The organism is Candidatus Poriferisodalis sp., from assembly GCF_965204195.1.
Lineage (GTDB): Bacteria > Actinomycetota > Acidimicrobiia > Acidimicrobiales > Poriferisodalaceae > Poriferisodalis.
Genome location: NZ_OZ241975.1, coordinates 1,786,068 through 1,812,369, shown reverse-complemented (window position 1 = coordinate 1,812,369; position 26,302 = coordinate 1,786,068). Strand labels below are relative to the sequence as shown.

The following is a 26,302-nucleotide window of genomic DNA, read 5'->3' as shown; positions in this document are numbered from 1 at the left end:
AGCGAACCTCAGCGACGAGGCGGCAACACGTGGCGCGCCATGTAGTCGACCTCGCGGGGCCACGCTTCCTGGCCCATCGTGAGCACCTGGCGCTTGCAGATCCTCCAGCCCGCGTCGGTGCGCACGAACGAGTCGACGTAGCGGCCGAAGATCCACGCGTTGTCGATGTCCTCGTGGAACTCGTGCCACGCGTCGAGATAGGTCACCGTCTCGGCCGAGTCCTCGCCGTTGAAGCTGACCTCGATGTTGCTCACGTAGTGCGCAGACCGCTTGTAGATCTTGTCGGTCCCCGCCCGGAAGAACTTGTACGCATACGCCTTGTCGTTGAACGTCCCGAGTTCGCCGCCGTAGTCGTACTCGCAGTCATCGGTGAACAGCTCGACCACGTCGTCGGGACGGTTGTCATCGATGGCGCGGCAGTACGAGTGCAGCACGTCGCGGATGTCCTGGAGGTCCGACAGCTGTTGTGCGGTGTAGGGCATTGGCTTCTCCTACTGATCGGGGAGTTCGCTGAACGCCAGACCCCGAGTTGGATCAGGCTCTTTGGGAAGACCGAGCTCTCGCTCACCGATGAGGTTGCGCTGGATCTCGTCGGTACCGCCGGCGATGGCCATGCCCTGGGCGAACAGTGCCGTCTTCAGGAAGTGGCCGCCGTCGGGCTGATCGTCGCGGCCGAGCTGTGCGGGCATGCCCTTGCCGGAGAAGCCCAGATCACGCAGGGTGCGGCACAACAGCGAGTTGGCAAGCTTGCCGAGCGACGGATTCACCTGTCTGGCGCCGTTCCAGTCCAGGACGGCTCGTTCGATGTGTGCGTTGGCCAACGCCTGTCGCAGCAGCGGATCGGTTCGGTCTTCGTCATCGAGCAGCGATCGGACGACCCGGTCTTTCATGGCGCCTGTGGTGTAGCTGAAACCCGAGATGCCGGTGCTGGTGGCCTGCTCATGCTGGACCACTCCGACAGGCGCCGAGAGGTCGACGTTGTTGACGACGTCGCCGCCACCGTCGTGGCCCACGGCATCGAGCTCGCGCTCGACGGCCAGCATCGTCATGGCCGCCCGCCAGCCGTTGTTCAGCCCGCCGATCGCATCGTCGTGACGCACACGGGCGTTGTCCATGAAGACCTCGTTGAACTCGCAGTCACCGGTCATGTCCCGCAAGGGGCGAACCTCGACGCCGGGCTGGCCCATGTCGATGCAGAAGAACGAGATGCCCTGGTGCTTGGTCACGTCGGGGTCGGTGCGCGCCATCACGACGGCCCGATCGGCCGTGTGAGCGGCAGTGGTCCAGACCTTCTGGCCGTTGATGATCCACTCGTCGCCATCTCGCTCGGCGGTGGTCCGCAGCCCTGCCAGGTCCGATCCGGCGCCGGGCTCGGAGAAGAGCTGACACCAGAGCTCTTCACCTGTGGCGATCTTTCCCAGGTAGCGATCGAGGAGCAGGTCGGGACCGTGTTCAAACAGTGTGGGCGCCACAAGCGTCACCGACACCCCGTTCGGAGGCCCGAACGCCCCGACGTCATCTCGGGCGCGATCGGCTTCGGTGGCTTCGACGTGGCTGAGGCCGCGACCGAACCGATCGGCCGGCCAGAACGGATAGCCCCATCCCGACTCGGAGATGAGCCGCCACCAGTCCCCCACGGGCATCTCGGCATCCCAGTGAGCCGAGTACCACTCGTGCGCTTCGTCGTAGACCGTCATGTTCGAGCCTGCCCGTCCCCGCGGCCTCCGCTGAGACACTAGTGCCGTGGCGTTAGTCGGGATCTTGGGCGCGGGCCTCAGCGGCGTGGTGATGGGCATCCAGCTCAAGCGTCTGGGCATCGACGACTTCGTCGTCTATGAGAAGCAGTCCGATGTCGGCGGGACGTGGCTGCGCAACACCTACCCCGGCCTGCACTGCGACCTCCCGTCGCACATCTACTGCTACAGCTTCGAGCCCAACCCGGACTTCTCGATGGTGTTCTCCGGCCAGCCCGAGATTCAGGCCTACATCAGGTCGTGCGCCGAGAAGTACGGCATCGCCGACCACATCCGGCTCAACACCACCGTCGACCGGGCATCGTGGCAGCCCGAGAACACTTGCTGGGAACTCGAGTTGGCAGAGGGTGAACGACTCCGCCACCGCTTCGTCGTCTCAGCCACTGGCGGCCTCACCGAACCCCACTACCCCACCCTCGACGGCTTCGACTCCTTCGAAGGCCTGGTGTGGCACGCCGGGTCGTGGCGCCACGACGTCGAACTCACCGGGCGTCGGGTCGCGGTGGTGGGCAGCGCAGCGGCCGCTGTTCAGGTCGTTCCCGAGGTGGCCAAGGACGCGGCCGAGGTCTTCGTGTACTCGCGCACGCCCAACTGGGTTCGCCCTCGCCGCAACCGCTTCTACACCGATGAGGAGAAGGCGGAGCTGGCCACCGACGAAGGTTGGCACCGTGCTCGGCGCCAGCAGTACCGCGACACCATGCTGTGGCAACGGGCGTTCGAGAAGAAGGCCGACGCTATCGAGGAGCTGCGCGCCGAGGTCATGGGCCAGATGCGCGCTGCGATCTCCGATCCGGACATGATCGCCGCGCTTACACCCTCGTTCGACCCGGGATGCAAACGCATCCTGGTCTCCGACGACTACTACCCCGCCCTGGCGCTGGATCACGTGACGCTCGTTCCACACGGCGTCACCGCGCTGACCCCGAGCGGCGTGGTCAGCGCCGACGGCACCGAGGTCGATGTCGACGTCGTCATCTTCTGCACCGGGTACAAGCTGGGTGGTCGGGCCGATGGCGGGCCTGCGCTGGAGATCTACGGGCGCGACGGCCTCGACCTGCGGGAAGCCTTCGCTCGGGCGCCCGAGGCATTCCGGGGCATCGCCATCCCGGGCTTCCCGAATTGGTTCACCGTCGCCGGTGTCAACGGATCCCCAGGCCATGCTCCGGTGTTCATGACGGCCGAGGTCGCCACCAACTACATCGGCCGCTGGATCCAACACCTGCTCGCCCGCGGCGCCAGCGCCATCGAGGCTCGCCGAGACGCCACCCACGAATGGGCCGAAGCCACCCAGGCGGAGCTGCAGGAGATGAGCTGGGCGGGCGACTGCCCCGGCTGGTACCGCGACCGCAACGGTCGCATCCTGCCGTTCTTCCCCGGCAGCTGGACCCGCTTCCGTCGCGAGATGCGCGACCTTCACCTCGATGCGTTCGAGGTGCGCTGACGCCGAACCGCTAGCAAGACACGGAACCCGAGCCAGAAGTCAACTCTGGCCAGCGGCACTGGTTTTGGGCCATAGGTAAACGTGCCTATTGGTTCTGACGTTCCTGACGTAGATATACTTTCGTCACGACCGTCAGGAAAAGGCTATGGCAGCTGAGCGATTGAACGATGAGGCGTACCGCCAGCTCGTCGACCTGCTGGCGCTCGGGCTGACTGAAGCGGATGATTCCCTCTGGCTCGACATTGCTGCTCAGATTGCCGCCCGGCATTCCGAGCTCGAGCACGAAGAACGCCGGGTGCGGTCATTGCTGACGCTGCTGGCATCCGGACGCGAACTCACCGGGCAGATCGGCGGCAGTCCGCGGGAGGTGTTCGATGCCGCTGCATACCGGGAGCTCATCCAGGCACGGCTGCGAGGCGAGGCGATGGAAGTCATCTGGCAGGTGCCGATGCTCGAGCCCAATGGCGCCGCAGTCGCGTTGGGGGCGAAGCCAGCCAATCGCGAGATAGTCCGCCAGCGGCGCATGCGCTCCTGGCTGTTGGGCCTGCCAAGAGGCCGCGGCTACTTGTACCCGGTCTTTCAGTTCGATCACCTGCGCGAGGACATCTTCCCCGAGGTCCGCGCCGTGAACGAACTGCTCGGCGCCTCTGACGATCCCTGGGGTGTCGCATCGTGGTGGGTCTCGACCAACGCCCGTGTCGCTGCCGTCCCGATGGAACTCGTCGGTACTGACAGAGCAGATGACTTGCCGGTACTCGCACGAGCGGTCGCAGAGCCGGTCGGCTAACAGCACTTGCCTCCCCGCCAACAGCCGCCGCCGAACTACACGGGCGCTCCTCGCCGCCACGTCGTGCGACAGGGAGGGCAGCTCGTACGTATCCACCGCACGCGTTTCGAGGCCACGGCGTTCAATCCGACCGTGGCGGCTCACTCACTCGAAGGCGGCCGCTTCGACTCGACACCAAGCGATCCCTACGCGTACCTGTATGCCGGCGACGACGCCGAGACAGCGATCAGCGAGAAGCTGCTGCGCGACCTGCCGGCGGTCAGTCACGGCGCCCGCATCCTCCCCGAAGCGGCGATCAAGGATCTGAGAATCGCAGAGATCGAGGTGACCCGTGACCTAGAACTCGTGACGCTCCGGTCTGGCACAGACCTGGGAGCCATCGGTCAAGACACCTGGCTGACCTCGACACCCGCCTCGGAGTATTCGTTGACTCGGCACTGGGCCTCCGCCATCCGAGACTGGGCGCCCTGGGCATGCGGATTGACCTGGCAGTCGCACCGAGAACCCGCCGAGTTCTCATACGTCTTCTTCGACGACCGCTGTGGTCCGGACTGCTTCGCCGAGGTCGTCGGCGATTTGCCGCTCCCACCCCATGATCGAGTCCTCGACTCCGGCAGCGCACGGCTCTACCTCGAGATGATCCTGACGTCGTACAACGTCGTGCTCACCCACCGGTAGGACCGCCGCATCGCCCGGTCTTGTCGCCGATTTCCGCCAGGAACACGATGCCGAACGCGACGCCGCCGTCAATCACTGGGCCAACGTACTTGTGCCCCGGTTCGCTCGATGCAGACCTGCAGGTCCCGTGAGGCGTCCGCACCAATAGTCTCGGACCCAAGTGCTGTTGGCTGCGTCGGCACCGCCGTTGTTCACCGAGCTGGCGATCCTGCTGGTTGCGGGGACGCTGATCGCCTTCGTGTCGACGCGTCTGGGTGTGGTGCCGATTGTCGGCTTCCTCGCAGCCGGCACGATCATCGGGCCCAGCGGCACCGGCCTCATCAGCGACATCGATCTGGTCAACCAATCGGCCGATATCGGTGTGATGCTGCTGCTGTTCACCCTCGGCATCGAGTTCAGCCTCGAACGTGTGCGGCGGCTGGCATCGCTGTTCCTGGTGGGCGGGGCGGTGCAGGTGGGCCTGACCACCGGCATCGTTGCCGGGGTCGTGGCCGCCTTCGGCGTGGACTGGCGAACGGCAGTGTTCACCGGATTGCTCGTGTCGCTCAGCAGCACGGCCATCGTGCTGAAGGTGCTCGCTGAGCGGCGAGCCACCACGTCGCCGGTGGGCAACGTGTCGGTGGCATTGCTCATCTTCCAGGACTTGGCGATTGTGGCCATGGTGCTGGCGGTGCCGTTGCTCGGCGGCGAGATCACCGGCCCGTCCGACGTGCTGATCGCCTTCGCCAAAGCCGCCGGCATCGTGGTGGCGGTGATCGTGGTGGCACGCACGCTGGTGCCCGCCGTGCTGAAGTACGTCTCGCGGATCCAGTCGGCCGAGGTCTTCCTGCTGACCGTGCTGGCCATCTGCTTCGGCACGGCGTACGCCACCAGCTTGCTGGATGTCTCGATCTCGCTGGGAGCGTTCCTCGCGGGCCTGATGGTCAGCGAGAGCCGGGTGGCAGCGCGGGCACTCGGCGAAGTGATGCCGCTGCAGATCCTGTTCTCGGCGACCTTCTTCGTGTCGATCGGCATGCTGCTCGACGTCGGCTACCTAGTGCGCAATCTGCCGCTCGTGATCGGCCTGGCCGCAGCCGTGGTCGTGGTGAAGATGCTCGCGACCACCACGGCGGCGCTGCTGGTGCGCCAGCGGCGTGCGGTGGCGATCTCGGGGGCGATCGTGCTGGCACAGATCGGCGAGTTCTCCTTCGTGCTGGAGCGAGCTGGCCAAGACGTCGGGCTCGTTCCGGCGGGACTGGCCGACGGCACCGACGCATTCATCGCCGTCACCGTGCTGCTGATGGCATTCAGCCCCTTCGGTGCCCGCTGGGGCCAGTCGCTCGCAGCACGATCCGACGCCGACCTCAGCGGCGGCCGGCGCGGTCGGCCGCACGACAGCGACGCCGTCAGGCCGTCCGATCAGCGAGATCCCGGCGACTATGAACCCCTGCAGGACCATGCCGTCGTCAACGGCTTCGGCCCCCGGGCACAGCGCATCGTCTCCGCGCTCGAACTGGCGCACATCCCGTACACCATCGTGTCGCTCGACCCCGAGGCGCAGCGATGGGCCGCATCCACCGGACGGAGGGTGCTCGTCGGCGATGTGTCGCGTCACGTGATCGCCGAACGCGCGGGCCTGCGTGACGCCCGCATCGCGCTGGCGGTCGACAGCCCGCCCTCAGCGGTCGAGCAGTTCGCCCGCATCGCCCGCGAGCACAACCCCGATATCGCCGTGCTCGCTTGGGCCGCCGATCCCGCCGATGCAGCCGACCTCGAACGCGACGGCCTCGTCGATCACGTGGTCGCGGAGCGCCAAGCCGCCCACGACGCGCTCATCGCCCATGCGCTCGGGCACTTCGAGCTGCCCGAGCCCGACACCGAAGCAGTCACCCACGCAGTGCTCCACACCGAACTCGGCCCCGACGCAGCAAGCAACGACGACGTATGACGCTGCTGTCGCCGTACCGGGTGCTCGACCTGACGGATGATCGCGGGCATCTCGCCGGGTTCATCCTGGCGAGGCTCGGCGCCGAGGTGATCACAGTCGAGCCGCCGGGCGGCTCCCCTGTTCGGCGGCTGGGGCCGTTCGATGGGAACGGCGCCTCGCTCACCCACGCCTCCTACGCACGCGGCAAGAAATCCGTCGAGCTCGACATCGCGACCCCGGGCGGTGCCGCTGCGCTGCGGCAGCTCGCTGCCGGTGCGGACGTACTCATCGAATCTGCCCCGCCGGGCCACATGGCCTCGCTCGGTCTCGGGCCCGAAGCACTCGCCGAGATCAACCCCGCACTCGTCGTCGCTTCGATCTCGCCGTTCGGCCAGACCGGTCCCAAGGCTGGTTGGGCGGCAACCGATCTGACCGTGTGGGCATCAGGCGGCCCCATGCACATGTGCGGCGACGAGGACCGGGCGCCGCTGGGCGTCGGCGTGCCGCAGGCATTCCTGCACGCAGCGGGCCAAGCCGCCACAGCGACTGTGCTCGCGCTCATCGAGCGAAGCCGGTCCGGGCTCGGCCAGCACATCGACGTATCGGCCCAGGCCGTGGCGATGAACTCGACGATGTCGTCGGTGCTGTGCTCGCTGGTCAATGCCCCGCTGACGCTGCGGGGCGGCGGCGGCATCCGCAGCGGACCCATCCGGCTGCGGGTCGTGTACCCGGCCAAGGACGGGTACGTCTCGTTCACGCACGTCTTCGGCGCGGCGATCGGGCCGGCAACCGGCCGGATGATGGCGCTGGTGCATGAAGCGGGCTTCTGCGACGAGGCCACAGCCAACAAAGACTGGGTGCAGTACGGGATGGCGCTCGGCGACGGCAGCGAGACGCTCGACGACTTCGAGCGGGTCAAGGACTGCGTTGCTGCGTTCACGGCCTCGCGCACCAAGGACGAGCTGTTCGCCCTCGCCCTCGAGCGTCGCCTGCTGCTCGCACCGGTCGCGACCACGGCCGACCTTGTCGCCTCCGAGCAGCTCGCTTCACGTGACTACTGGGACGTCGTCGACGGCGAGCGCTTCCCGGGGCACTGGATGAAGCCCGAGCCCAGCGACGGCTCGGCCCACCGGGTGCCGGCCGCGGGCGAGCACACCGCCGAAGTCCTGGCCAGCTCGCGCCAGCCTGCAGTGTCCGCGCCGCCAGCACCGTCGGCGCCCGAGCGCCCGCTCGAAGGGCTCAAGGTGCTCGACTTCATGTGGGCAGTGGCCGGACCCACCGTGTCTCGCCTGCTGGCCGACGCAGGCGCGACGGTGATCCGGGTGGAGTCGTCGGTCAAGCTCGACGCCGTCCGCACATTCCTTCCCTTCATCGACAACGACCCCGGTCCCGAGAACGGCGCCACGTTCAACAACATGAACGCCGGCAAGCTCGGCATCACGCTGAATCCGGCCACCGAGGCGGGCCGCGAGGTCGCGCACGACCTCGTGCGGTGGGCCGACGTGGTGTGCGAGTCGTACACGCCGCGCATCATGCGCTCCTGGGGCCTCGACTACGACAGCGTCCGCGAGATCAATCCCTCGGTGGTGATGCTGTCGAGCTGCCTCTACGGGCAGTCGGGCCCGCTCGCCAACTTCGGCGGGTACGGCAACCTGTCGGGCGCCATGGTCGGCTTCTACAACATCACCGGCTGGCCCGACCGTGCCCCGGTCGGCCCCTACGGCGCCATCACCGACTACACCTCACCCCATCCGGCCACAGCCAGCCTGCTCGCCGCCATCGACCGCCGGCGGCGCACTGGCGAGGGCCGCTACCTCGACTTCTCCCAGGCAGAGGCGTCGGTGCACTTCATCGCCCCAGCAGTGCTGGAGTACCTGCGTAACGGCAACGTCGTGAGCGGGCGGGGCAACCAGAGCGAGCACCACTGCCCCCACGGCGTATTCCCGGCCGTAGGCGACGACCGCTGGGTGGCCGTCGTGGCCCAGGACGACAGCGCATGGGCTGCGCTGGCGGGCCTGATCGGGCGCACCGACCTCGCAACGCTGCCACTCGCCGACCGTCTCGCCCGCCGGGAAGAACTCGAAACGGCAGTGTCAACGTGGACCAGCCAGCTTGAGGAGGCCGACGTCGAAGAGCAGTGCCAAGCAGCAGGCATCGCCGCGCACCGGGTGCAGAACAGCCCTGAGCTGGCGGTCGACCCGCAGCTAGCGCACAGGGGCCACTGGGTCGAAGTCCCCCACTCCACCCACGGCACCACGATCATCGAAGCACCCCGGTTCACGATGTCACGCAGCCGTGTGTGGCCCGAACGCGCTGCACCCGCACTCGGCGAACACCTCTACGACGTGCTCACCGAGCACTTGGGCTACGACGCCGACAAGGTCGCCGAACTGGCCGCAGCAGAAGCCTTCGACTAGCACGCCGGGCGCTGACGGGCCTGCCGCCCGTGGCTAACGTGCCCGCATGGCAGCTATCGACCACATCGTGTACGCAGCGCCCAATCTTGCGGCCGGGACCGCAGCCGTCGAGGCGCTGGTCGGCATGTCGGCCGCGCCGGGCGGGCCGCATCCGGGCATGGGCACTCGCAACACGCTCATGTCGCTCGGCGACGACGTCTATCTGGAAATCATCGCTCCCGACCCCGAACAGCCCGATCCGCCGAACGGTCGCCCGTTCGACATCGACGCCATGAGCGAGGGCCGGCTGATCACGTTTGCCATACACGCATCCGAAGGCGAGACCATCGAGGACGTGACCGCCGCCATGGCCGCCTGCGGCGAGGATCCCGGCCCGATCTCGGCGATGAGCCGGGTGAAGCCCGACGGCGAGGAAATCCACTGGTCGCTCACCATGTCAGCCGGACCGGGATTGGTCCCGTTTGTCATCGAATGGGGGAACACCACCCATCCAGCCACGGTCACCCCGACTGGCTGCACGCTCGTCTCGCTCAGCGGCACGCATCCCGACCCCGACCACATCAGGGCGCTCCACAGCGCTATCGGCATCGAAGTGGACGTGGCGGCAGGCGACACGGTCACCTTCGAGGCAACGCTCGACACCCCCAACGGCCGCGTCACGCTCCGCTGAGGACCAAGAGGCGGTACCGCCGACAGGCTCGCCGCGCCGGACGCTTGTTGCGCACCTGCGTGTCGCCCGCCCGCTAGCGGGACCGGTCGACTTCGACGGTCACGATGTCGATCCCGCTGTACTTGCGGTGCCGCACCGTGGATGCGAAGTGCCGCAGCAGGTGCAGCGAGATCGTCCGCTCCTCAGGCACCTCGGCCCGCTCGCTGAGACAGGCAAGCTGCTCTTCGAGATTCTGCTCCTCCAGCGCCGCCAGGAACTGCAGTTCGATCGAATTGGGGGCAGACCGGGCGATCACGACGAGCCGGGCCTGTGACCCGTCGCTGCGATCCTCAAGCAGGCTCGCCAGGGCTTCCTCGCCGACCAGGCGCAGGCGATTGCGCGACGCCTCGCTCCACCCGGCCCCAGCGGCGAGCGAGTCCAGGAACTCACTGATCGGCCCCAGCGAGTCGATGTGCAGCTCGACCTCGAGCCGCTGGCGACGCCGGCCGCTCACCTCCACGAAGGCCGTGAGAGCGATGGCTGCGATGGTGCCCGCCACCATGCCGTTGCCGAGCAGCGCACCCCACGCTCCACCGATCAGATCGGCCACCACGCTGCTGCCCTGCAGCCCGAAGCCGATCCCCAGCGAGATGCCCACGATCAGGGCCCTGTGGCGCGCCAGGCCTTCCCTGGCCACCGCCCGCATCCCCTCCACGAAGACCATGCCCATGATGACCAGCAAGTATCCGGCCGTGACTGCATCGGGAATCGAGGCCAGCACGGCTGTGGCTTTCGGCGCGAATGCGACAGCCACCAGCATGGCGCCGACGCTGTAGCCCACCCGGCGCGATGCGACGCCGGTGAGCGTCGTCATGGTCGCCGACGTCGGGCCGTAGACCACAGTGGGCAGCGCACCGAAGAAGCCTCCGATCAGGCTCGCCGCACCGTTGGTGTTCATGGCGCCTTGAACCAACCGGAAATCGGTCACCGGCGGGTTCCGCCACGAGACCTGCTGAATGATGACTCCGCTGCTCATCGCGAGCAGCCCCGCAGCCATCGACACCACCACGAACATCGGCAGCAGCGACCAGAACTCTGCGCTGGCGGTCAGTCCAACGCCGGGCAGCTGCGGTTCGGGCAGCGCAATCCACCGAGCGGCCGACACCCTCGTCGAGTCGAACAAGCCGAACAGCGCCGCCACGACACACGCCACTGCGATGCCGATGAGCGGCGACCACAGACGTACCCGGCCTTTCGCTCGCAAGCCCAGCATCGCAGCGACGGCGACGGTGAGCGCAGCCACCGCCGGGCCTGCGCTCGACGCCGTGCCGCCGGGCGGTCCGGCCAGCCTGCCGACCGCCACGCCGGCGACGGTGACCGCTATCAGCATCAGCACGATGCCGCCAACCGACGGTGTGATGATCTGCCGGGCTCGTGGCAGCCATCTCGCCAGAATGAACTGGACGCACGACGACACAACGATGAGCGTGGCCAACGTGCGTGCGTCGGACCGCTCAGCGGCGAGCAGCGTGACAGCGAGGTACGACGGTGCTGTGCCGACCATCAGAACGTGCCCGCAGCCGATCGGCCCGCCGCGCGTCGCCTGCGCCGCAGTGGCGACGCCGTTGACGGCAAGCGCGGCGAAGATCATCCACGACCGGTCGTCATCGTCGAGCCCGGCAGCGTTGGCAAACAGCGAGATCGTCAGTGCGGTGGTCGTGACCGACAGCAGGAGGCCCTGCAGCCCCATGCCCAGCGTCAGGCCGGCAGGCAACCGATCATTCGGCTCGTAGAGGACGGAGGCGTCGTCTGTTGTCACTGAGTTGTGGAGCCAGCGCGAGGCCTGTCGGCGGGTGCCGCGTCGCCTAGAGGCCCTCCACCATGAATGCCACCGACTCGACTGATGCGCGGCGTTCCAATCGGAGCTTGATCACATCGTCCTGCCCGAATGCCGCCTTGAGGTCCTCCAAGGTCTCGAACTCCGAGACGGTGATGCTCGCCGGGGGCGCACCGGGCCCCAGAGACAGGGTCGGAGTGCCGCGGATCAGGTACTTGCCGCCGCGGGCTTCGATGAGCTCGGCGATGCGCAGCGAGAGACTGTCTGCCTGTTCGCGATCATGCACCTCGCTGTCCACCACGATCATGTAGGCAGCCATTCGATGCACCCCCGTTGCTGCGACCCCTGAGATCTCACCCGATCTGCTTCCGGCTCGCTCAGCGAAACCGACCGGGCTCGGACGGTGCTCCGAAACTAACAGAGCGCTGCATGACTGAAGGCTGACGCCGCCTCAGTCGGGCAGGCTCCAGTCGATTGGCTGGCGGCCGGCGGCAGCGAGGGCGGTGTTGGCCCGGCTGAACGGCTTGCTGCCGAAGAATCCGTTATGCGCGCTGAGCGGCGACGGATGGGCCGACTCGATGACCACATGGCGGGTCAGGTCGACGAACGATTTCTTGCGTCGAGCGAACGCGCCCCACAAAATGAACACCACGCGCTCGGGCTTGGCGCTGACCGCCCGGATCACCTCGTCGGTGAACGTCTCCCAGCCGGCCGAACGGTGCGAGGCAGCTTGACGGGCACGCACGGTCAGGAACGCGTTCAGCAGCAGCACGCCCTGGCGCGCCCACCCCTCAAGGTTCCCGTGCGACGGCGGCTCGACGCCGAGGTCGTCGCGCAGCTCGGCGAAGATGTTCTGCAGCGACGGCGGCTGCTGGATGCCATGCGGCACCGAGAAGCACAGCCCGTGCGCCTGGCGGGGGCCGTGGTAGGGGTCCTGGCCGAGGATCAGCACCTTCACATCGGCGTAGGGCGTCAAGTGCAGCGCGGCGAAGACTTGGTCGTGCGGCGGGTACACCGCGCCTTGGGCACGCTCGTCGGCCACGAACTGCTGCAGGATCGGCCAGTACGGCTTGTCGAATTCCCCCCGGAGGATCGGGTTCCAGTCGGTGCGCGGCATGCCCCGCTAGGAGATCGTCTCGGCGGCGGCGGCCGACAGCTCGATGCCCCGCCCGATGCGTGCCCGGTACAGGTCCAAGTCGACATCGTCGGCAGGCTTCTGGCCGCGCATGTAGCGGGCATACACGCCGTGGATGATGCAGGCCGACTTCCAGTGATTGAAGCTGACGTAGTACGCCAGGTCTGACAAGTCGGCGCCGGTTTGCTGCTCGTAGCGCTCGATGAGGTCGGCGCGGCCGACGAAGCCGTCAACCAGCGTCGGAGGGTCGGAGCCTTCCAGGATGTCGTCGCTCGGCTCGGTCCAGCTGTTCAGCGCATAGGCGAAGTCGGCAAGCGGATCGCCGAGGGTGGAGATCTCCCAGTCGAGCACCGCCTGCAGCTCGCCGGCGGGATTGAACAGGCAGTTGTGCAGTCCGTAGTCGCCGTGCACCACCCGGGCGGGGCCCTGGATGGGCTTGCGCTCCTGCAGGAAATCGTGCAGTTCGTGCACGACCGGCGTGTCGTAGGAGGCCGACTCGGCCGAGGCGGTCCACGAGCGGTACCACGTGCGGATCTGCCGCCCGACGTAGTCCTCCTTCTTGCCCAGCTCGCCCAGCCCGACGTCGTCGGGATCCACCGAGTGCAGCGCCGCCAGCACGTCCATGAACGACATGCCCACATGGGCCCGGCCCTCGGCAGTCAGGTGCTCGCGGGCATCGGCAGACTCGAAGAGCGGCTTGCCCTCGACGTAGCTCATGACGTAGAAGTGCGCCCCGGTCACGTCGGGGCTCTCGCAGTAGCCGTACGCGATGGCCACCGGCACATCCGTGGGCCCCAGACCGCTGATGATCGTGAACTCCCGCCCCATGTCGTGCGCCTTGGGCAGCAGCTCGCCCATGGGCGGGCGGCGCACCACCGCCGTGATGCCGTCGGCGGCGGTCAGCTTGTAGGTGAGGTTGCTGTGGCCGCCTTCGAGCTGCGTCCAGTCGAACGGCGGCTCGAGACCGTCGACGTTCTCGCTGATCCACGCTTCGACGGCGGGAACGTCGTACCCGACGACACCCGAAGTCGCAGCTGCGCCTGCCGCCCCGTCGGTCATCGCGCCCCTCCTTCTCGCTCAGCCCGCACACACTACGGCAACGACCGGCGGCGGCTCAGAGATGGGCCACAAGTAGCGTCGGCACCATGGACGCGACCGAGCCCAATGGGTCCGCGGGGCCGACCTCGCCTCCGCCGCACATGACGCCGGAGGAGTTCCGTGAGCACGGACGGGCGGTCATCGACTGGATCGCCGACTACTGGGAGCGCATCGAGTCGCTGCCGGTGGCCTCGAGCGTGCAGCCGGGTGACATCAGGGAGCTGCTGCCCCAGTCCGCGCCCGAAGAACCCGAGCCGTTCGACGACCTGCTTGCCGATCTGGATCGGGTGGTCGTGCCAGGTGTCACCCACTGGCAGCACCCAGGCTGGTTCGCCTACTTCCCCGCCAACAACTCGCCGCCCTCGGTGCTGGCAGACACGGTGTCGGCCGGTCTCGGGCTGATCGGTCTGCTGTGGGCGGCCTCGCCGGCGCTGACCGAGGTCGAGAGCCACATGCTGGATTGGCTCGTCGACCTGCTCGACTTGCCTGAGCACTGGAAGACGACGGCCAGCGGCGGCGGCGTGCTGCAGGGCAGCGCGTCGGACGCCACCCACGTCGCGCTGGTGGCGGCCCGCCACCGCGCTGCCGAGCGCAGCGGCCAGCCCGCGACGCAGATGGTGGCCTACACCTCGGCGCAAGCGCACAGCTCTGTGGAGAAGGGCGCCAACGTGGCCGGCTTCGGCACCGTGCGCCTCATCGACACCGACGAGAGCCTGGCGATGCGCCCCGATGCCCTGGCGTCAGCGATCGAAGCCGACCTCGCCGCGGGGCTAGTGCCGGCCTTCGTTGGCTCGACGATCGGCACCACCGGCACCACCGCGGTCGACCCCGTGCAAGCCATCGCTGACGTCGCGATCAAGCACAGCCTGTGGCACCACGTCGACGCGGCGTACGCGGGCACAGCGATGATCTGTCCCGAGTTCCGCCATCATCAGGACGGCGTCGAGCTCGTCGACAGCTACGTGTTCAACCCGCACAAGTGGATGATGGTGAACTTCGACTGCTCGGCCTTCTTCGTCGCCGACAAGGCGGCGCTGACTGACGCTCTGTCGATCGACCCGCCCTACCTGCGCAACACCCAGAGCGATGCCGGCAACGTGATCGACTACCGCAACTGGCAAGTGCCGCTGGGCCGGCGCTTCCGGGCCCTCAAGCTGTGGTGGGTGCTGCGCAGCTACGGCGCAACGGGGATCCGCCAGATGGTGCGCCATCACGTGACCATGGCCCAGGAGTTTGCGCAGCGGCTTCGCGAAGACGACCGGTTCGAGATCGTGGCCCCGCACCCGTTCTCGCTGGTGTGCTTCCGCTGCCGCGCTGCGGCCGACGGCGATGCGGCGGCCGAGGCTGCCGACCGCGCCACCGACGCCGTCGCGGCAGCGGTGAACGACAGCAGCGTGGCCTACCTGACCCCGTCGAAGCTCGACGGGCGCAGCATCATCCGGGTGGCAGTTGGCCAGTCGCGCACCGACCGCACCCAGATGGACCTGCTGTGGAAGGCGATCAGCGAGGCCGCCGTCTAGCCGCGGCCTGACTCGACCGGCGCGGCTCAGCTGGTCCGGTCGAACGGTCCGAGCGCTGCCAGCAGCCGGTCGTTCTGGGCCGGAGTGCCCAGGCTGATGCGCACGCCCTCGCCCTCGAAGGGGCGAGTCACCAAACCCTGCTTCTCCAGCCGGACGAACAGTTCCATCGCCCCATCGCCGACCGGCAGGTACACGAAGTTGGCTTGGCTGGGCACCACCGGCCAGCCCAGATCGGACATCGCAGCGCTGACGCGGTCGCGCTCGGCCAGGATGCCGGCGACACGCTCCTCCAGCTCGGTGCCGGCCTGCGGCTCAAGCGAGGCCAGCGCCGCTACCTGAGCGATACCGCTCACGATGAACGGCAGCGCCACCTTGTCGAGCGCACCGATGACATCGGGGTGCCCGACGCCGTAGCCGACGCGCAGGTTGGCCAAGCCGTACGCCTTGGAGAACGTGCGCAGCACCAAGGCGTTGGGGTGGTCCGGCAGCACCGTCTGGATCGGGTCGGCCACGGCGAGATCGGTGACGAATTCCCGGTAGGCCTCGTCGATCACCACGATCACATCGGGCGGCACCGCTGCCAGCAGGCGCTGCAGCTCCGCGGTGCTGCAAACCGTGCCGGTGGGGTTGTTCGGCGTGGAGAGCACAACGAGCTTGGTGCGGTCGGTCACCGCGGCAGCGACGCCGTCAAGATCGAACGCGTGGTCGACCAGCGGCACCGTCATCGCCTGAGCGCCCGAGATGGCGCAGAACACCGGGTGCACCTCGAAGGAACGCCACGGATACACCACCTCGTCACCGGGATCGATGTAGGCGGCGAACAGCTGCTGCAGCACCCCCACCGAGCCGGAGCCCACCGTGACCTCATCCAGCCCGACGCCGTGCCGGTCGGCCAGCGCCTCGCGCACCTCCATGCAGCGATGGTCGGGATAGCGATTCATGCCCAAGGCGGCCTCGGACACTGCCTTGGCCACCGACGGGAGCGGATCGTTGGCGTTCTCGTTGGATGCCAGCTTGATCGCCTCAACCAGGTTGTGCTCGGCTTCGGCCTGCGCCGCGGAGCGGCCGGGCTTGTACTGCGGAAGGCCCTCCACCGCCGCTCTCGGTCGTCCGATCATGCGCTCGCCTTCCCGCTCCCGTGATGCGCCAGCATCAGCATTGCCTCGTGATGCGCCAGCATCAGCATTCCCCCATGCGCCAGCCGCACCAGCATGTCGCCGTGTCGGCGGCAAGCTACCCGCTGGCTGCTGGCTGTGGTCCGCAGACCGCCGGCTACAGGCGACGACCGGCGCGGTCCCCCGGCGTGGCAGCAGCCCGGAAGTCGTCGGCGACCTGGGCCATGGTGGCGAACGTCACGCCCGGCTGCGCCGCCATGTGATCGATGAGCCGCTCGAGCATCAGCATCCGGCTGCCCCGCCCGATGCACTGAGGGTGCATGGTGAGCACGAACACCCCGCTGCCGACCCGGTCGTTCAGGTAGTCGAACTCGGCCGACCACACGTCATAGACGTGATCGGGCGTGCGCAGCCCCTGCACGGTCGGCCCGTCGTAGCTGAAGTACGGCCAGTCGTCGAGGATCCAGTCGAACGGCAGCTGCACCAAGTCGACCTCGTCGCCGAACTGGTGCGGGCCGTCGGTGGTGGGCACGTCGCCCAGCCGGCACCACGTGGCCGCGTAGTCGTTGCGGGCCATGGAGGAGTCATAGGAGAAGCCGTGCTCGATGAGCAGGCTGATCCAGCGGTCGCCGCAGTTGCCGCCTGGCACCCGGTGCCCGACCGGCGGCCCGCCAGCGAGCCGTTCCAGGCAGTCCATCGACCGGGTCAGGATGGCCCGCTCGTCGGCTTCGTCCCGCTTCGACGAGGGCGCTTCGTGGCAGTAGCCGTGGTAGCCCACCTCGTGCCCGTCGGAGGCCACCCGGGCGCACACGTCGCCGAAGGTGTCGATGGTGTGGCCGGGGATGAACCAGGTGGACGGGAGGCTGCGTTCGTCGAGCAGGTCGAGCAGACGGTGCGCGCCAATGGTGGCGAACTCGCCGCGGGCGGTCAGGTTGGGCGATCGTGACCCTCGGGGGCCGGTCCAGATCGAGACCGCATCGAAGTCGAAGCTCAGACAGACAGTGACGCCGTTGTGCTGACCGTTGGACGGTTGTTCGGAGCTCATCTTCGGACCCTACTGAACCCCCGTCTGAGCCCGCCACAGCAAGCACGGCAGCCCCGATGTCGGCCCGGTGTGCCGGGGCCGCCGGGCGGTACCGTGATCCGATGCCTGCCCCGGCCGATGGAGCCGCCGAGACTGTGCCGCCGCCGCTCGCGGGGATGCGTGTGCTGGAGCTGGCCACCGGCATCGCAGGGCCGTATGCCGGACGGCTGCTGGCGGGTGCGGGGGCCACCGTGGTCAAGGTGGAGCCGCCGGGCGGGGACCTTGCACGGAGTCAACCGGTTGACGATGTCCCGCTGGGGCCCGATGAGATCAGCCCGCTGTATGTGCATCTGAATGCGGCGAAGCTGAACTGCGCCGCCGACAGCGTGGAGGGGTCGTGGCCGGACGTGGTGATCGCCAACGACACGCTGGCCGGGCTTGCCGGCGGGCCGTGGGATCCCGAGCGTTTGGCGGCCCGTGCGGCAGAGGGCGAACGCGTGCCCAAGCTCGTGACAGTCACGGCCTGGGGTGCTGATGCCGACGACCCTGGCGTCATCGCCGACGAGCTGCTGGTGCAGACCGCCACCGGTTTCCTGGGCTTCAACGGCGACGAGGGTGCCGAACCGCTGCGCCTTCCAGGCTGGCAGGCCCAGTACTGCGCAGGCGGTCTTGCCGCCTGGGCCGCGCACCTCATCCGGCGACGGCCCGAGACGCACATGGACGTGTCGTGGCTGGGGGCGCTGCTGACCGCCGTCGAGCTCTGCTATTGCGATTCGCTGCACTGCCAACGGCGCCGGCCGCTGGTGGGGCCGCACCCGCCCACGGCGTATCCGTCGGGTGCAATCCGCTGCGCCGACGGCTACGTGTGCCCGGGCTCGATCCGGCGGGACGACTGGGAGATGCAGTGCCTGCATCTCGGCATGCCCGAGTGGATCGACGATCCCGAGTTGAGCCACCGCCACCGCCGGGCCCGCCACATCGACAAGATTCGCGAAGTCATCGAGCCCTGGTATGCCGCCCGCACCAAGCGGGAGCTGTTCCAGTTCGCGCTCGAGACGCCCTGGGCAGTCGGCATGGTGATGACGCCGCTCGACGCGCTGGCAGACGAACATCTCGCCGACCGCGGCTTCCTCGGCGAAGTCGAGACACCAGCAGCAACCGCCTTGGCGCCCATCCAGCCCTTCGCCGCACCAGGCCTGCCCGTGCCGATGCAACGAGTGAGCGATCGGGGTGCCGACGCATGCCCGGCTGCCGATACGCCCACGGCGGCACTGCGACCCGCGCGTGCGCTGCGGGTGATCGAGATGACCATTGCGTGGGCCGGGCCGTACATCGGCAACCTGCTCACACCGCTCGGCATCGACGTCATCAAGATCGAGGCGCAGAACCCCTTCGACGGCTTCCGCACCCAGCGGCCCTACGACCACGGCATGGCGCCCGGCCTCGAGCATCTCGTCCACGACAATCGCTTCTACGAGGCAGGCGGGCATTTCAACGCCGTCAACAAGGGCAAGCGCGACTGCGTCGTCACGCTCGCCACGCCCGAGGGCCGCGCCGCCTTCATGGAGCTGGTGCGCAACTGCGACGCTCTGGTCGCCAACTTCTCGGCCCACGTGCTGCCCCAGCTCGGGCTCGACTTCGAGACGCTGGCCGAGGTCAACCCACGCATCGTGCTGGTGCGCATGCCCGCGTTCGGCGTCGACGGCCCCTATGCGGGCGCTGTGGGATTCGGCTCGATCATCGAGGCCATGGGCGGGATGGGTCACCGGCAGGGCTACGAGCACGAAGGCGCCCGCATCTCCAACATCTACTTCCCCGACCCGATCGCCGGCATCACCGCCGGTTTCGCCCTGCTGAGCGGACTGCACCACGCCGAGCACACCGGTCGAGGCATAGAAATCGACGTCTCCCAGCAAGAAGGAACCTGGCAGCACAGCGGCGAAGCACTCGTACTCGCCTCCACAACCGGCCGAGACATCGGCCGCATGGGAAACCGGGAACCCAACACCGCCTGGAGCGGCTTCATAAGAGGCACCGACGGATACCTAGCCGTAATCGCCGACGGATCGGCCGACGATCCTGCCCGTGGCCACAACGCCGTCAACGTGATCGAGGGCCTGCTCGAAGAGATCAAGAACAACGGCGGCCAACCGGCCCGGACCCGCGCTGACCTGCAAACGGCGCTGCACGCCGCCAGCGCCCGCACCGAGTTCTGCTGGGACCCATGGACCGCACCCGACCACCAACCAGTCGCCAACCGCATAGAGCTAGTCGATCACCCAGTAACAGGCCCCATGCGCCACATCGCGTCACCGTTCACTCTGGATGGAGTCCGCCCGAACCAAGCGGGCCCTTCCCCCCGCTTCGATCAACACACAGACGAGGTCTTCGCCGAGGTAGCCCGCTTTTCCCCCGCCGAGATCAAGAGCCTCCGGGCCGACGGCCACATAGGAGGCGAGCTCCCCGCGCCCGCCGAACTCGGCTTCATCTACGACTGACAGCTGCGCCTGCCCTGGCACACCCCGGGAGCCGACGACACCAGCCGACTACCGTGCTCGGATGCAGATCGAACCGTTCCAGATCAACGTCCCAGACGAGCAGCTGGCAGACCTCAAAGACCGCCTGGCAAGAACCCGCTGGCCAGACGCCGAACCGGTGGAGGACTGGTCCCAAGGCATCCCCCTCGCCTACGTCCAGGAAGTCTGCGACTACTGGGCCAACACCTACGACTGGCGAGCCAGCGAAGCCGCGCTCAACCGGTTCGACCAGTACATGGCCGACGTCGACGGCATGGACGTGCACTTCATCCACGTCCGCTCCCCCGAGCCCGACGCGATGCCGATCGTCATCACTCACGGCTGGCCCGGCTCGGTGGTGGAGTTCCACAAGGTCATCGAGCCGCTCGCCGATCCGGTCGCACACGGCGGCAATGCGTCCGATGCCTTCCATGTGATCTGCCCATCGCTGCCCGGGTACGGCTTCAGCGCCAAGCCGACCGAGCCCGGCTGGGGCATCGAGAAGATCGCCGACTGCTGGGCCGAGCTCATGACCGGCTTGGGCTACGACCGCTTCGGCGCGCAAGGCGGCGACTGGGGATCAGCGGTCACCAGCGCGCTCGGCAGCCGTCACCCCGACCGCTGCATCGGCATCCACCTGAACATGGTGATGCGCGGCAGCCGCCCCAAGGATCGTGAGCCCAACGACGAGGAGATTGCGGCCCTCACCAAGGCCAAGCACTACAACGATTGGGACTCCGGCTATTCGAAGCAGCAGTCCACCCGCCCCCAGACGCTGGGCTACGGCCTCACCGATTCGCCTGCCGGGCAGGCAGCGTGGATCCTGGAGAAGTTCTGGGCCTGGACCGACTGCGACGGGCATCCAGAGAACACGCTGGGCCGCGACGAGATGCTCGACAACATCATGCTGTACTGGCTGAACGCCAACGCAGCCTCGTCGGGCCGCCTGTACTGGGAGAGCTTCCGGCAGCTCCCCCGCATGACAGTGGACGTTCCGACCGGCGTTGCCAAGTTCCCGGCCGAGATCATCCCCCCGGTGCGCTCATGGTCTGAGCCGATCTACTCCGACATCCGTCACTGGACCGACATGCCCGCGGGCGGCCACTTCGCAGCCTTCGAGCAGCCCGAGCTGTTCGTCGACGACGTGCGCGCCTTCTTCAGCCTGCTCCGATGAGCGGAGGCCCACGGCGGCTGGCATCGAGTCGTCGCCGATGACGACAGGGCCCGCCGAGCCCATGCTGCTCGGCGACACCATGGATCGGCCGCTGCTGGTCTCGAGCCTCATTTCCTATGCGGCCCGCAGCCATGCCGGCACCGATGTGGTGTCTGTGGACTCGGCGGGGGTCACCACGCGCAGTACTTGGCGGGAGGTGGCCGAGCGGGCCCGGCTGGTGTCCGGAGCGCTGGTCGCCGACGGCATCGGGCCAGGCGAACGCGTCGCGACCATTGCGTGCAACGACCACCGCCACCTGGAGGCCTACTACGGCATCACCGGCATCGGCGCCGTGCTGCACACCGTCAACCCCCGGCTGCATGACGACCAACTCGCCTTCATCCTCAATGACGCCGCCGACAGCGTGGTGCTGGTCGACCAGTCGTTTGTCGAGATCGCTGTGCGCCTCGCCCCGCGCACGCCGACGGTTCGCCGCTGGGTGGTGCTCGGCCGGCTCGATGCGCCTGCGGGCCTTCCCGGCGAGATCGCGTACGAGGACTGGATCGCAGCCGCACCGGGCCCTGCGGCGTGGCCCGACTTCGACGAGCGTGCGGCCGCAACGCTCTGCTACACGTCGGGCACCACCGGCAACCCCAAGGGCGTGCTGCAGAGCCACCGGTCGATCGTGCTGCAGACCTGGGCCACCTGCACCGGTGACGGCCACGACGTCCACTCGGGCCACGCCGTGCTCGGCACCGTGCCGATGTTCCACGTCAACGGCTGGGCACTGCCGTTCGCCACCGCGATGAGCGGCGCAAAGCTCGTGCTGCCAGGCCCCGACCTCAGCCCCGAGGCCCTCGTGAATCTCATCGAAGCCGAGGACATCACGTTCTCGGCGGGAGTGCCCACGATCTGGCTCGGCGTCGTGCAGTACCTGCAGGACACGGGTCGAAGCGTGCCCTCCTTGCAGAAAGTGGCTGTCGGAGGTTCAGCCGCGCCACGGGTGCTCATCGACACGCTCGAGGACGATTACGGCGTCACGGTCAGCCACGTCTGGGGAATGACCGAGATGACCCAGGGCACGTCGGGTCGGTTCACGCACCGGGTCGAGCGCAGCGATCGTGACGCCCAGCGCGACCGCCAAGCCAAAGCCGGCCGCGAGCTGTATGGCATCGAGCTGCGCGTGGTCGACGCCCAAGGCAACGTCTTGCCCCATGACGGTCGCAGCGTCGGCGAGATACAGGCACGGGGTCCGTGGATGTGCGGCGCGTACTACCTCGGCGAACTCGCCGACCCCGGCGCGTTCGCCGACTCGCACCTGTCGCCCGCCGAGGGCGGGTGGCTGCGCACGGGCGACGTGGGTGCTCTCGACGCCGAGGGCTACCTGACCCTGACCGACCGATCGAAGGATGTCATCAAGAGCGGCGGCGAGTGGATCAGCTCGATCGAGCTGGAGAACGCTGCGCTCATTGCGCCCGGTGTGGCGGCCGCTGCGGTCATCGGCCTGCCGCACGAGCGCTGGGGCGAACGACCGCTGCTCATCGTCGAGCTCGCCGCCGGTGCCACCCTCGATGCCGGCGCCGTGCTCGACGCGATCAGGCCCCGGGTGGCGTCGTGGTGGCTTCCCGACGACATCGTCGTCGCAGACGAGATCCCGCTGACGGGCACAGGAAAGATCGACAAGAAACTCCTGCGCACCCACTATGCCGACCACGCCTGGCCCTCCGGCTGACCTCTCGCCTGCATTCGGATTGGGGCAGGTCGCCAGTAGCATGGTCCGCTGGACAGACGCGAGGTATTGACATGGCTGCCGGTCGCACAACGTTCGAGAAACTGCAGAGGGACCGGGCCAAGAAGGCGAAGGCCGAGGCCAAGCGCGCCAAGCGCATGGGCAAGATTCCCCAGAGCGGTCCGCTGGTCAACGAGACGCCCGAGCCCGAGGGCACGGGCGCAGTGCTCGACGGCAACCTCGACGAGGAGCTGTCTGCGGCAGATCTGATCCGCCTTGTCGAAGAGGTGCAGACCCAATTCGACAACGACGAGATCAGCTTCGACGAGTACGAGGAGCGCAAGATCGAGCTCCTCGCCCGCCTGCCTACCGACTGAGCGTCAGCCTGTGAGGCGGTGGACCGACACCGCGTAGTCGCCGCCGTCGAACGGGGCGCCTTCCCACGTTGAGTAGCGGGCCTCAAGCTCCAACCCATTGCGTTCGGCAAGTGCGTCGTACACGTGCAGCGCCAGGTAGCCGTCGCTGAGCTGGAAGCCCGCCACGAGCACACCCCCGGGTCGCAGGTGCGAAGCGATGTTGGTCACCACCGCGGCCTCGGTGCCGCGTTCGAGGAAGATCATCACGTTGCCCGCGGCCACCGCAGCGTCGAACAGCCGCCGCTCGCCGGTGTCGCCCGAAATGCCGGAATCCCTCGATATGACGGTGCTGGCCAGGTCGCCCTGGATCCACGCAAGTTCGGGCGCCTTGTTGCGTGCGAGGTCGAGCATGGCGGGGTCCAAGTCGACGCCAACGACGTGGTGGCCGCGCCGGGCCAGCTCGATGGCGACCCGGCCGGTGCCGCACCCTGCATCAAGCACGCTGCCGCCTCGCGGCAGCAGCGAATCGACCAAGTCGGCTTCGCCGTGAATCGATTCGCCACGCGCCGCCTTGCGGGCCCAGCGGTCGTCGTAGTCGGCGCCGCGGGGTATGTCGCCTCGTTCAGCCCAACGGCTCAGCGGTCCTCCCAGTTCGGGTCGCGCCGCTCGGCAAAGGCGGTCGCGCCCTCGATGGCATCCGACGACGCAAAGACATCCTCGAGTGCGGGCTGCTGGAATGCCCAGAAGTCGTCTTCGGACACGCCCAGCACATTGCGGATCAGCGCCTTGGAGGCACGCACGCCCTTCGGCGCATTGCGGGCGATGCGCTCGCCGAGCTCGACAGCCACGTTCACTGCCTCGCCCTTCGGGCACACCCGGTTCACCATGCCGTGCTGCTGCGCCACTTCGGCGGTGATCGGCTCGGCGGTCAGCGCCATCTCCATGGCCAGGCTGTAGGGAAGCTGGCGCGGCAGGCGCAGCAGCGCGCCGGCACCTGCGAACAGCCCGACACCTACCTCGGGAATGCCGAGCATGGTGCCTTCCGACGCCACGATCAGATCGCACGACAGCGCCACTTCCAGCCCTCCCGCCAGGGCGAAGCGCTCTACCGCGGCAATGAGCGGCTTGGCCGCGCTGCGTTCGGCGATGCCCCCGAAGCCGCGGCCGGCCGGGTTCGGCATCGCATCGATCCCGCCGCCGCTGACGAATGCCTTGAGATCCATGCCTGCGCTGAATCCCCGCCCGGCGCCGGTGATCACGCCGACACGCACATCGGGATTGGCATCGAGCTCGTCAAGTGCCTCGCCGAGCGCTTCTGAGAGCGCCATGTTGAAAGCGTTCATCGCATCCGGGCGGTTCAGCGTGAGGATCTGCACGTAGCCGCGCTGTTCGACCAAAACCAGGGGTTCTTCGCTCACCGGGATTCCTCTGTCTCAGGCGGGTACACCGGAGTGCACCCGCGTATGGCGCCGGTGCCGGCGGCCCCGGCAGCGGTTCAGGCGCCGACAGTAGCCTCGCAGCGCGATCAGGCACGATACGGAACTCGGAGCGCGGAATGAACAGCAGCGGCGACGAAGTGGGCGACCTGCTGGCCCGCATCGAGATGGCCGAGCCAGCCGAGGTGCCCATGCTCGTGCAGCTCCTGGCCCGCACACCGGAACTGCAGCAGGCCCAAGGAGCGAATGCCCTTCGAGCTGCCCGGGCGCTGAGCGTCCACGGCGGCCCGCAGATGTTCTCCATCGCCGGTGAGCTGGCTGCCCGCGCCCACCGCGACGGCGTGCCGGGCGCCGGCGCCGTCTTCGCCGAATGCGCCGACAAGATGAGCCTGCTGAGCGGCAGGCCCCAGCAATTCGGGACCGTGGTCACGACCCACCTGGGCGACTTGGTGCTGGCACCGGTCGACGGCAGCGTCGACGACGACTCCCGAGAGCGGATGGGGCTGCCCACCCTCGACCAACGGCGTACCGAGATCGACCGGCGCAACCGGGAGCTCGCCCGCGAACGTGCCGCTGACGGCGGCCTGCCGCCGGGTCAGCGCATGTGCCGTGTGTGGCGCGACCCCTCTCCCGAATTCCTGACTGCACAGCTCGCCGCCCACCCCGAAGGCTGCTGGGCCGACGGCGACGAGCTGACCTTCGCATGCCGCAGTGACGATGTCGGCCTGCTGCCCGGTCCCGTTATCGAATTGCCCATGTGGCGAGTCGGTGCCGGAGACGGCAATGGCAGCAGCAACGCTGGCGTCGGCGACGGCGATCTGTGGGCGCTCAGCGTGCGCATCGAGCGGCTCAGCGAGGCCGTCATCGGCTACGGCTTCTGGCCGCTCGACGCCGGCGGAGGCCTGCTGGGCGGCCAGCGAGGCCCGGTCCCGCACCGTTTCCGGGGCCCGGATGCGCCTGCCGAGCTCCCGTCTCACCCCGACGACGAGCTGCGCGGTGTTACCCAGGCGCACACGCTCGACAGCACCTCGCTGCGCACCAAGCGCACGATCACCGTGTACCTGCCGCCCAATCACTCCCCCGCCGAGCGATTGCCGGTGCTGTATGCCACCGACGGCGGCATGATCGGCCCTTACATCCGGCGACTCGACGCCGGTATCACCAACGAGACGGTTCCCCGCTTCGTGCTGGTCGCAGCCCACTCCGCGCCGATGGGCGGCTACGGGAACGAGCGGGCCATGGAATACCTGCCGGGCTTCGACAACGATCGCTTCGACCGTCACCAGCGTTTCTTCGTGGAAGAGCTGTCGGCCTGGGCTGAGCAGTCATTCGGTGTCTCCGACGACCGCAGCCAGCGGGGCGTGTTCGGCGCATCCGACGGCGGCGGCCACGCCTTGGCGGTCGGACACATGCACCGCGACAAGTACGGGCACGCCATGGCGTACTCCACCGGCATGCCGCCGAACGAGCAGATGAACTGGAATGCCGCCGAGGCGCCGTTCGTGCATCTCTGTGCTGGCACGCTCGAGGGCGGCTTCCATCAGGCCACCGAGGCGTGGGCGGCGTGGCTGCACTTCGCCAAATCGCCGCACGACTGGACCGAGCGTGTCTGCGGCCACGACCTCATCCAGTGGATCGAAGAACTCCCCCGCGCTGTCACACGCGCTTGGGGCTGAACGGATGCCCTAGCCGCGGAGGCGGCAGGGGACTCTGCCACGTTGCAACCTGCTGGATCGCTGGTCGCAGAGGGT

The 26,302-nt window shown here is 68.1% G+C and carries 22 protein-coding genes; 12 read left to right on the top strand and 10 right to left on the bottom strand.

The window, feature by feature from the left end; genetic code table 11:
* Positions 1–8: 8 nt before the first annotated feature.
* The gene (locus ACOGI8_RS07970) at positions 9–482 is read right to left on the bottom strand and encodes a nuclear transport factor 2 family protein (protein ID WP_419856336.1); all 474 of its coding nucleotides are present in this window, start codon (positions 480–482) and stop codon (positions 9–11) included.
* Between the two features lie 9 nt (positions 483–491).
* Entirely contained in the window at positions 492–1,697 is a 1,206-nt protein-coding gene (locus ACOGI8_RS07965; RefSeq protein ID WP_419856335.1) for an acyl-CoA dehydrogenase family protein, read from the bottom strand.
* A 46-nt stretch (positions 1,698–1,743) separates the two neighbouring features.
* Between ACOGI8_RS07965 and ACOGI8_RS07960 the strand changes: the two genes are divergently transcribed.
* From ACOGI8_RS07960 to ACOGI8_RS07935, 6 genes are all read left to right on the top strand, one after another.
* Positions 1,744–3,195, top strand: a complete 1,452-nt coding sequence (locus ACOGI8_RS07960; RefSeq protein WP_419856334.1) for a flavin-containing monooxygenase — start codon at positions 1,744–1,746, stop codon at positions 3,193–3,195.
* 145 nt (positions 3,196–3,340) lie between these two features.
* Entirely contained in the window at positions 3,341–3,982 is a 642-nt protein-coding gene (locus tag ACOGI8_RS07955) for a hypothetical protein (RefSeq protein ID WP_419856333.1), read from the top strand.
* A 63-nt stretch (positions 3,983–4,045) separates the two neighbouring features.
* The gene (locus ACOGI8_RS07950) at positions 4,046–4,660 is read left to right on the top strand and encodes an RES family NAD+ phosphorylase (RefSeq protein WP_419856332.1); all 615 of its coding nucleotides are present in this window, start codon (positions 4,046–4,048) and stop codon (positions 4,658–4,660) included.
* Between the two features lie 160 nt (positions 4,661–4,820).
* Entirely contained in the window at positions 4,821–6,587 is a 1,767-nt protein-coding gene (locus ACOGI8_RS07945; RefSeq protein WP_419856331.1) for a cation:proton antiporter, read from the top strand.
* Complete coding sequence (locus tag ACOGI8_RS07940; protein WP_419856330.1) at positions 6,584–8,983, top strand: CaiB/BaiF CoA transferase family protein; 2,400 nt, start codon at positions 6,584–6,586, stop codon at positions 8,981–8,983. Before ACOGI8_RS07945 ends, ACOGI8_RS07940 begins: the two co-directional genes overlap by 4 nt.
* 46 nt (positions 8,984–9,029) lie before the next feature.
* A complete protein-coding gene (locus ACOGI8_RS07935) occupies positions 9,030–9,653 on the top strand; it encodes a VOC family protein (protein WP_419856329.1) in 624 nt (207 codons plus the stop codon).
* 73 nt (positions 9,654–9,726) lie between these two features.
* On the opposite strand, the gene ACOGI8_RS07930 is transcribed toward ACOGI8_RS07935, so the two are convergent.
* From ACOGI8_RS07930 to ACOGI8_RS07915, 4 genes are all read right to left on the bottom strand, one after another.
* Entirely contained in the window at positions 9,727–11,451 is a 1,725-nt protein-coding gene (locus ACOGI8_RS07930; protein ID WP_419856328.1) for a uracil-xanthine permease family protein, read from the bottom strand.
* A 46-nt stretch (positions 11,452–11,497) separates the two neighbouring features.
* A complete protein-coding gene (locus ACOGI8_RS07925) occupies positions 11,498–11,788 on the bottom strand; it encodes a DUF1330 domain-containing protein (RefSeq protein ID WP_419856327.1) in 291 nt (96 codons plus the stop codon).
* A gap of 132 nt (positions 11,789–11,920) precedes the next feature.
* Positions 11,921–12,586 (bottom strand): uracil-DNA glycosylase, encoded by a 666-nt coding sequence (gene ung / locus ACOGI8_RS07920; RefSeq protein ID WP_419856326.1) that lies wholly within the window; start codon positions 12,584–12,586, stop codon positions 11,921–11,923.
* Between the two features lie 6 nt (positions 12,587–12,592).
* Positions 12,593–13,663 carry a phosphotransferase family protein gene (locus tag ACOGI8_RS07915; RefSeq protein WP_419856325.1) on the bottom strand — a complete coding sequence of 357 codons (1,071 nt, stop codon included), beginning with the start codon at positions 13,661–13,663 and terminating at the stop codon, positions 12,593–12,595.
* Positions 13,664–13,749: 86 nt separating this feature from the next.
* On the opposite strand from ACOGI8_RS07915, the gene ACOGI8_RS07910 reads away from it, so the two are divergent.
* Positions 13,750–15,222 (top strand): pyridoxal-dependent decarboxylase, encoded by a 1,473-nt coding sequence (locus ACOGI8_RS07910; RefSeq protein WP_419856324.1) that lies wholly within the window; start codon positions 13,750–13,752, stop codon positions 15,220–15,222.
* A 26-nt stretch (positions 15,223–15,248) separates the two neighbouring features.
* On the opposite strand, the gene hisC is transcribed toward ACOGI8_RS07910, so the two are convergent.
* Together hisC and ACOGI8_RS07900 are read right to left on the bottom strand one after the other, a co-directional pair.
* Positions 15,249–16,340 carry a histidinol-phosphate transaminase gene (gene hisC / locus ACOGI8_RS07905; protein ID WP_419856323.1) on the bottom strand — a complete coding sequence of 364 codons (1,092 nt, stop codon included), beginning with the start codon at positions 16,338–16,340 and terminating at the stop codon, positions 15,249–15,251.
* Between the two features lie 154 nt (positions 16,341–16,494).
* On the bottom strand, positions 16,495–17,382 hold the full coding sequence (locus ACOGI8_RS07900; protein WP_419856322.1) for a polysaccharide deacetylase family protein: 888 nt from the start codon (positions 17,380–17,382) through the stop codon (positions 16,495–16,497).
* A gap of 101 nt (positions 17,383–17,483) precedes the next feature.
* On the opposite strand from ACOGI8_RS07900, the gene ACOGI8_RS07895 reads away from it, so the two are divergent.
* The 4 genes from ACOGI8_RS07895 to ACOGI8_RS07880 all read left to right on the top strand — a co-directional run bounded on the left by ACOGI8_RS07895 (position 17,484) and on the right by ACOGI8_RS07880 (position 23,136).
* Positions 17,484–19,859, top strand: coding sequence for a CoA transferase (locus ACOGI8_RS07895; protein WP_419856321.1), 2,376 nt, complete (start codon positions 17,484–17,486; stop codon positions 19,857–19,859).
* 61 nt (positions 19,860–19,920) lie between these two features.
* Complete coding sequence (locus ACOGI8_RS07890; RefSeq protein WP_419856320.1) at positions 19,921–21,051, top strand: epoxide hydrolase family protein; 1,131 nt, start codon at positions 19,921–19,923, stop codon at positions 21,049–21,051.
* 37 nt (positions 21,052–21,088) lie between these two features.
* Complete coding sequence (locus ACOGI8_RS07885; RefSeq protein ID WP_419856319.1) at positions 21,089–22,762, top strand: long-chain fatty acid--CoA ligase; 1,674 nt, start codon at positions 21,089–21,091, stop codon at positions 22,760–22,762.
* 71 nt (positions 22,763–22,833) lie between these two features.
* Complete coding sequence (locus tag ACOGI8_RS07880) at positions 22,834–23,136, top strand: hypothetical protein (protein WP_323672729.1); 303 nt, start codon at positions 22,834–22,836, stop codon at positions 23,134–23,136.
* A 3-nt stretch (positions 23,137–23,139) separates the two neighbouring features.
* On the opposite strand, the gene ACOGI8_RS07875 is transcribed toward ACOGI8_RS07880, so the two are convergent.
* Positions 23,140–23,754 carry a class I SAM-dependent methyltransferase gene (locus tag ACOGI8_RS07875; RefSeq protein ID WP_419856381.1) on the bottom strand — a complete coding sequence of 205 codons (615 nt, stop codon included), beginning with the start codon at positions 23,752–23,754 and terminating at the stop codon, positions 23,140–23,142.
* Positions 23,751–24,533 carry a crotonase/enoyl-CoA hydratase family protein gene (locus tag ACOGI8_RS07870; RefSeq protein WP_419856318.1) on the bottom strand — a complete coding sequence of 261 codons (783 nt, stop codon included), beginning with the start codon at positions 24,531–24,533 and terminating at the stop codon, positions 23,751–23,753. Before ACOGI8_RS07870 ends, ACOGI8_RS07875 begins: the two co-directional genes overlap by 4 nt.
* A 137-nt stretch (positions 24,534–24,670) precedes the next feature.
* On the opposite strand from ACOGI8_RS07870, the gene ACOGI8_RS07865 reads away from it, so the two are divergent.
* Positions 24,671–26,227, top strand: a complete 1,557-nt coding sequence (locus ACOGI8_RS07865) for an alpha/beta hydrolase (RefSeq protein WP_419856317.1) — start codon at positions 24,671–24,673, stop codon at positions 26,225–26,227.
* The last annotated feature ends 75 nt before the right edge of the window (positions 26,228–26,302 follow it).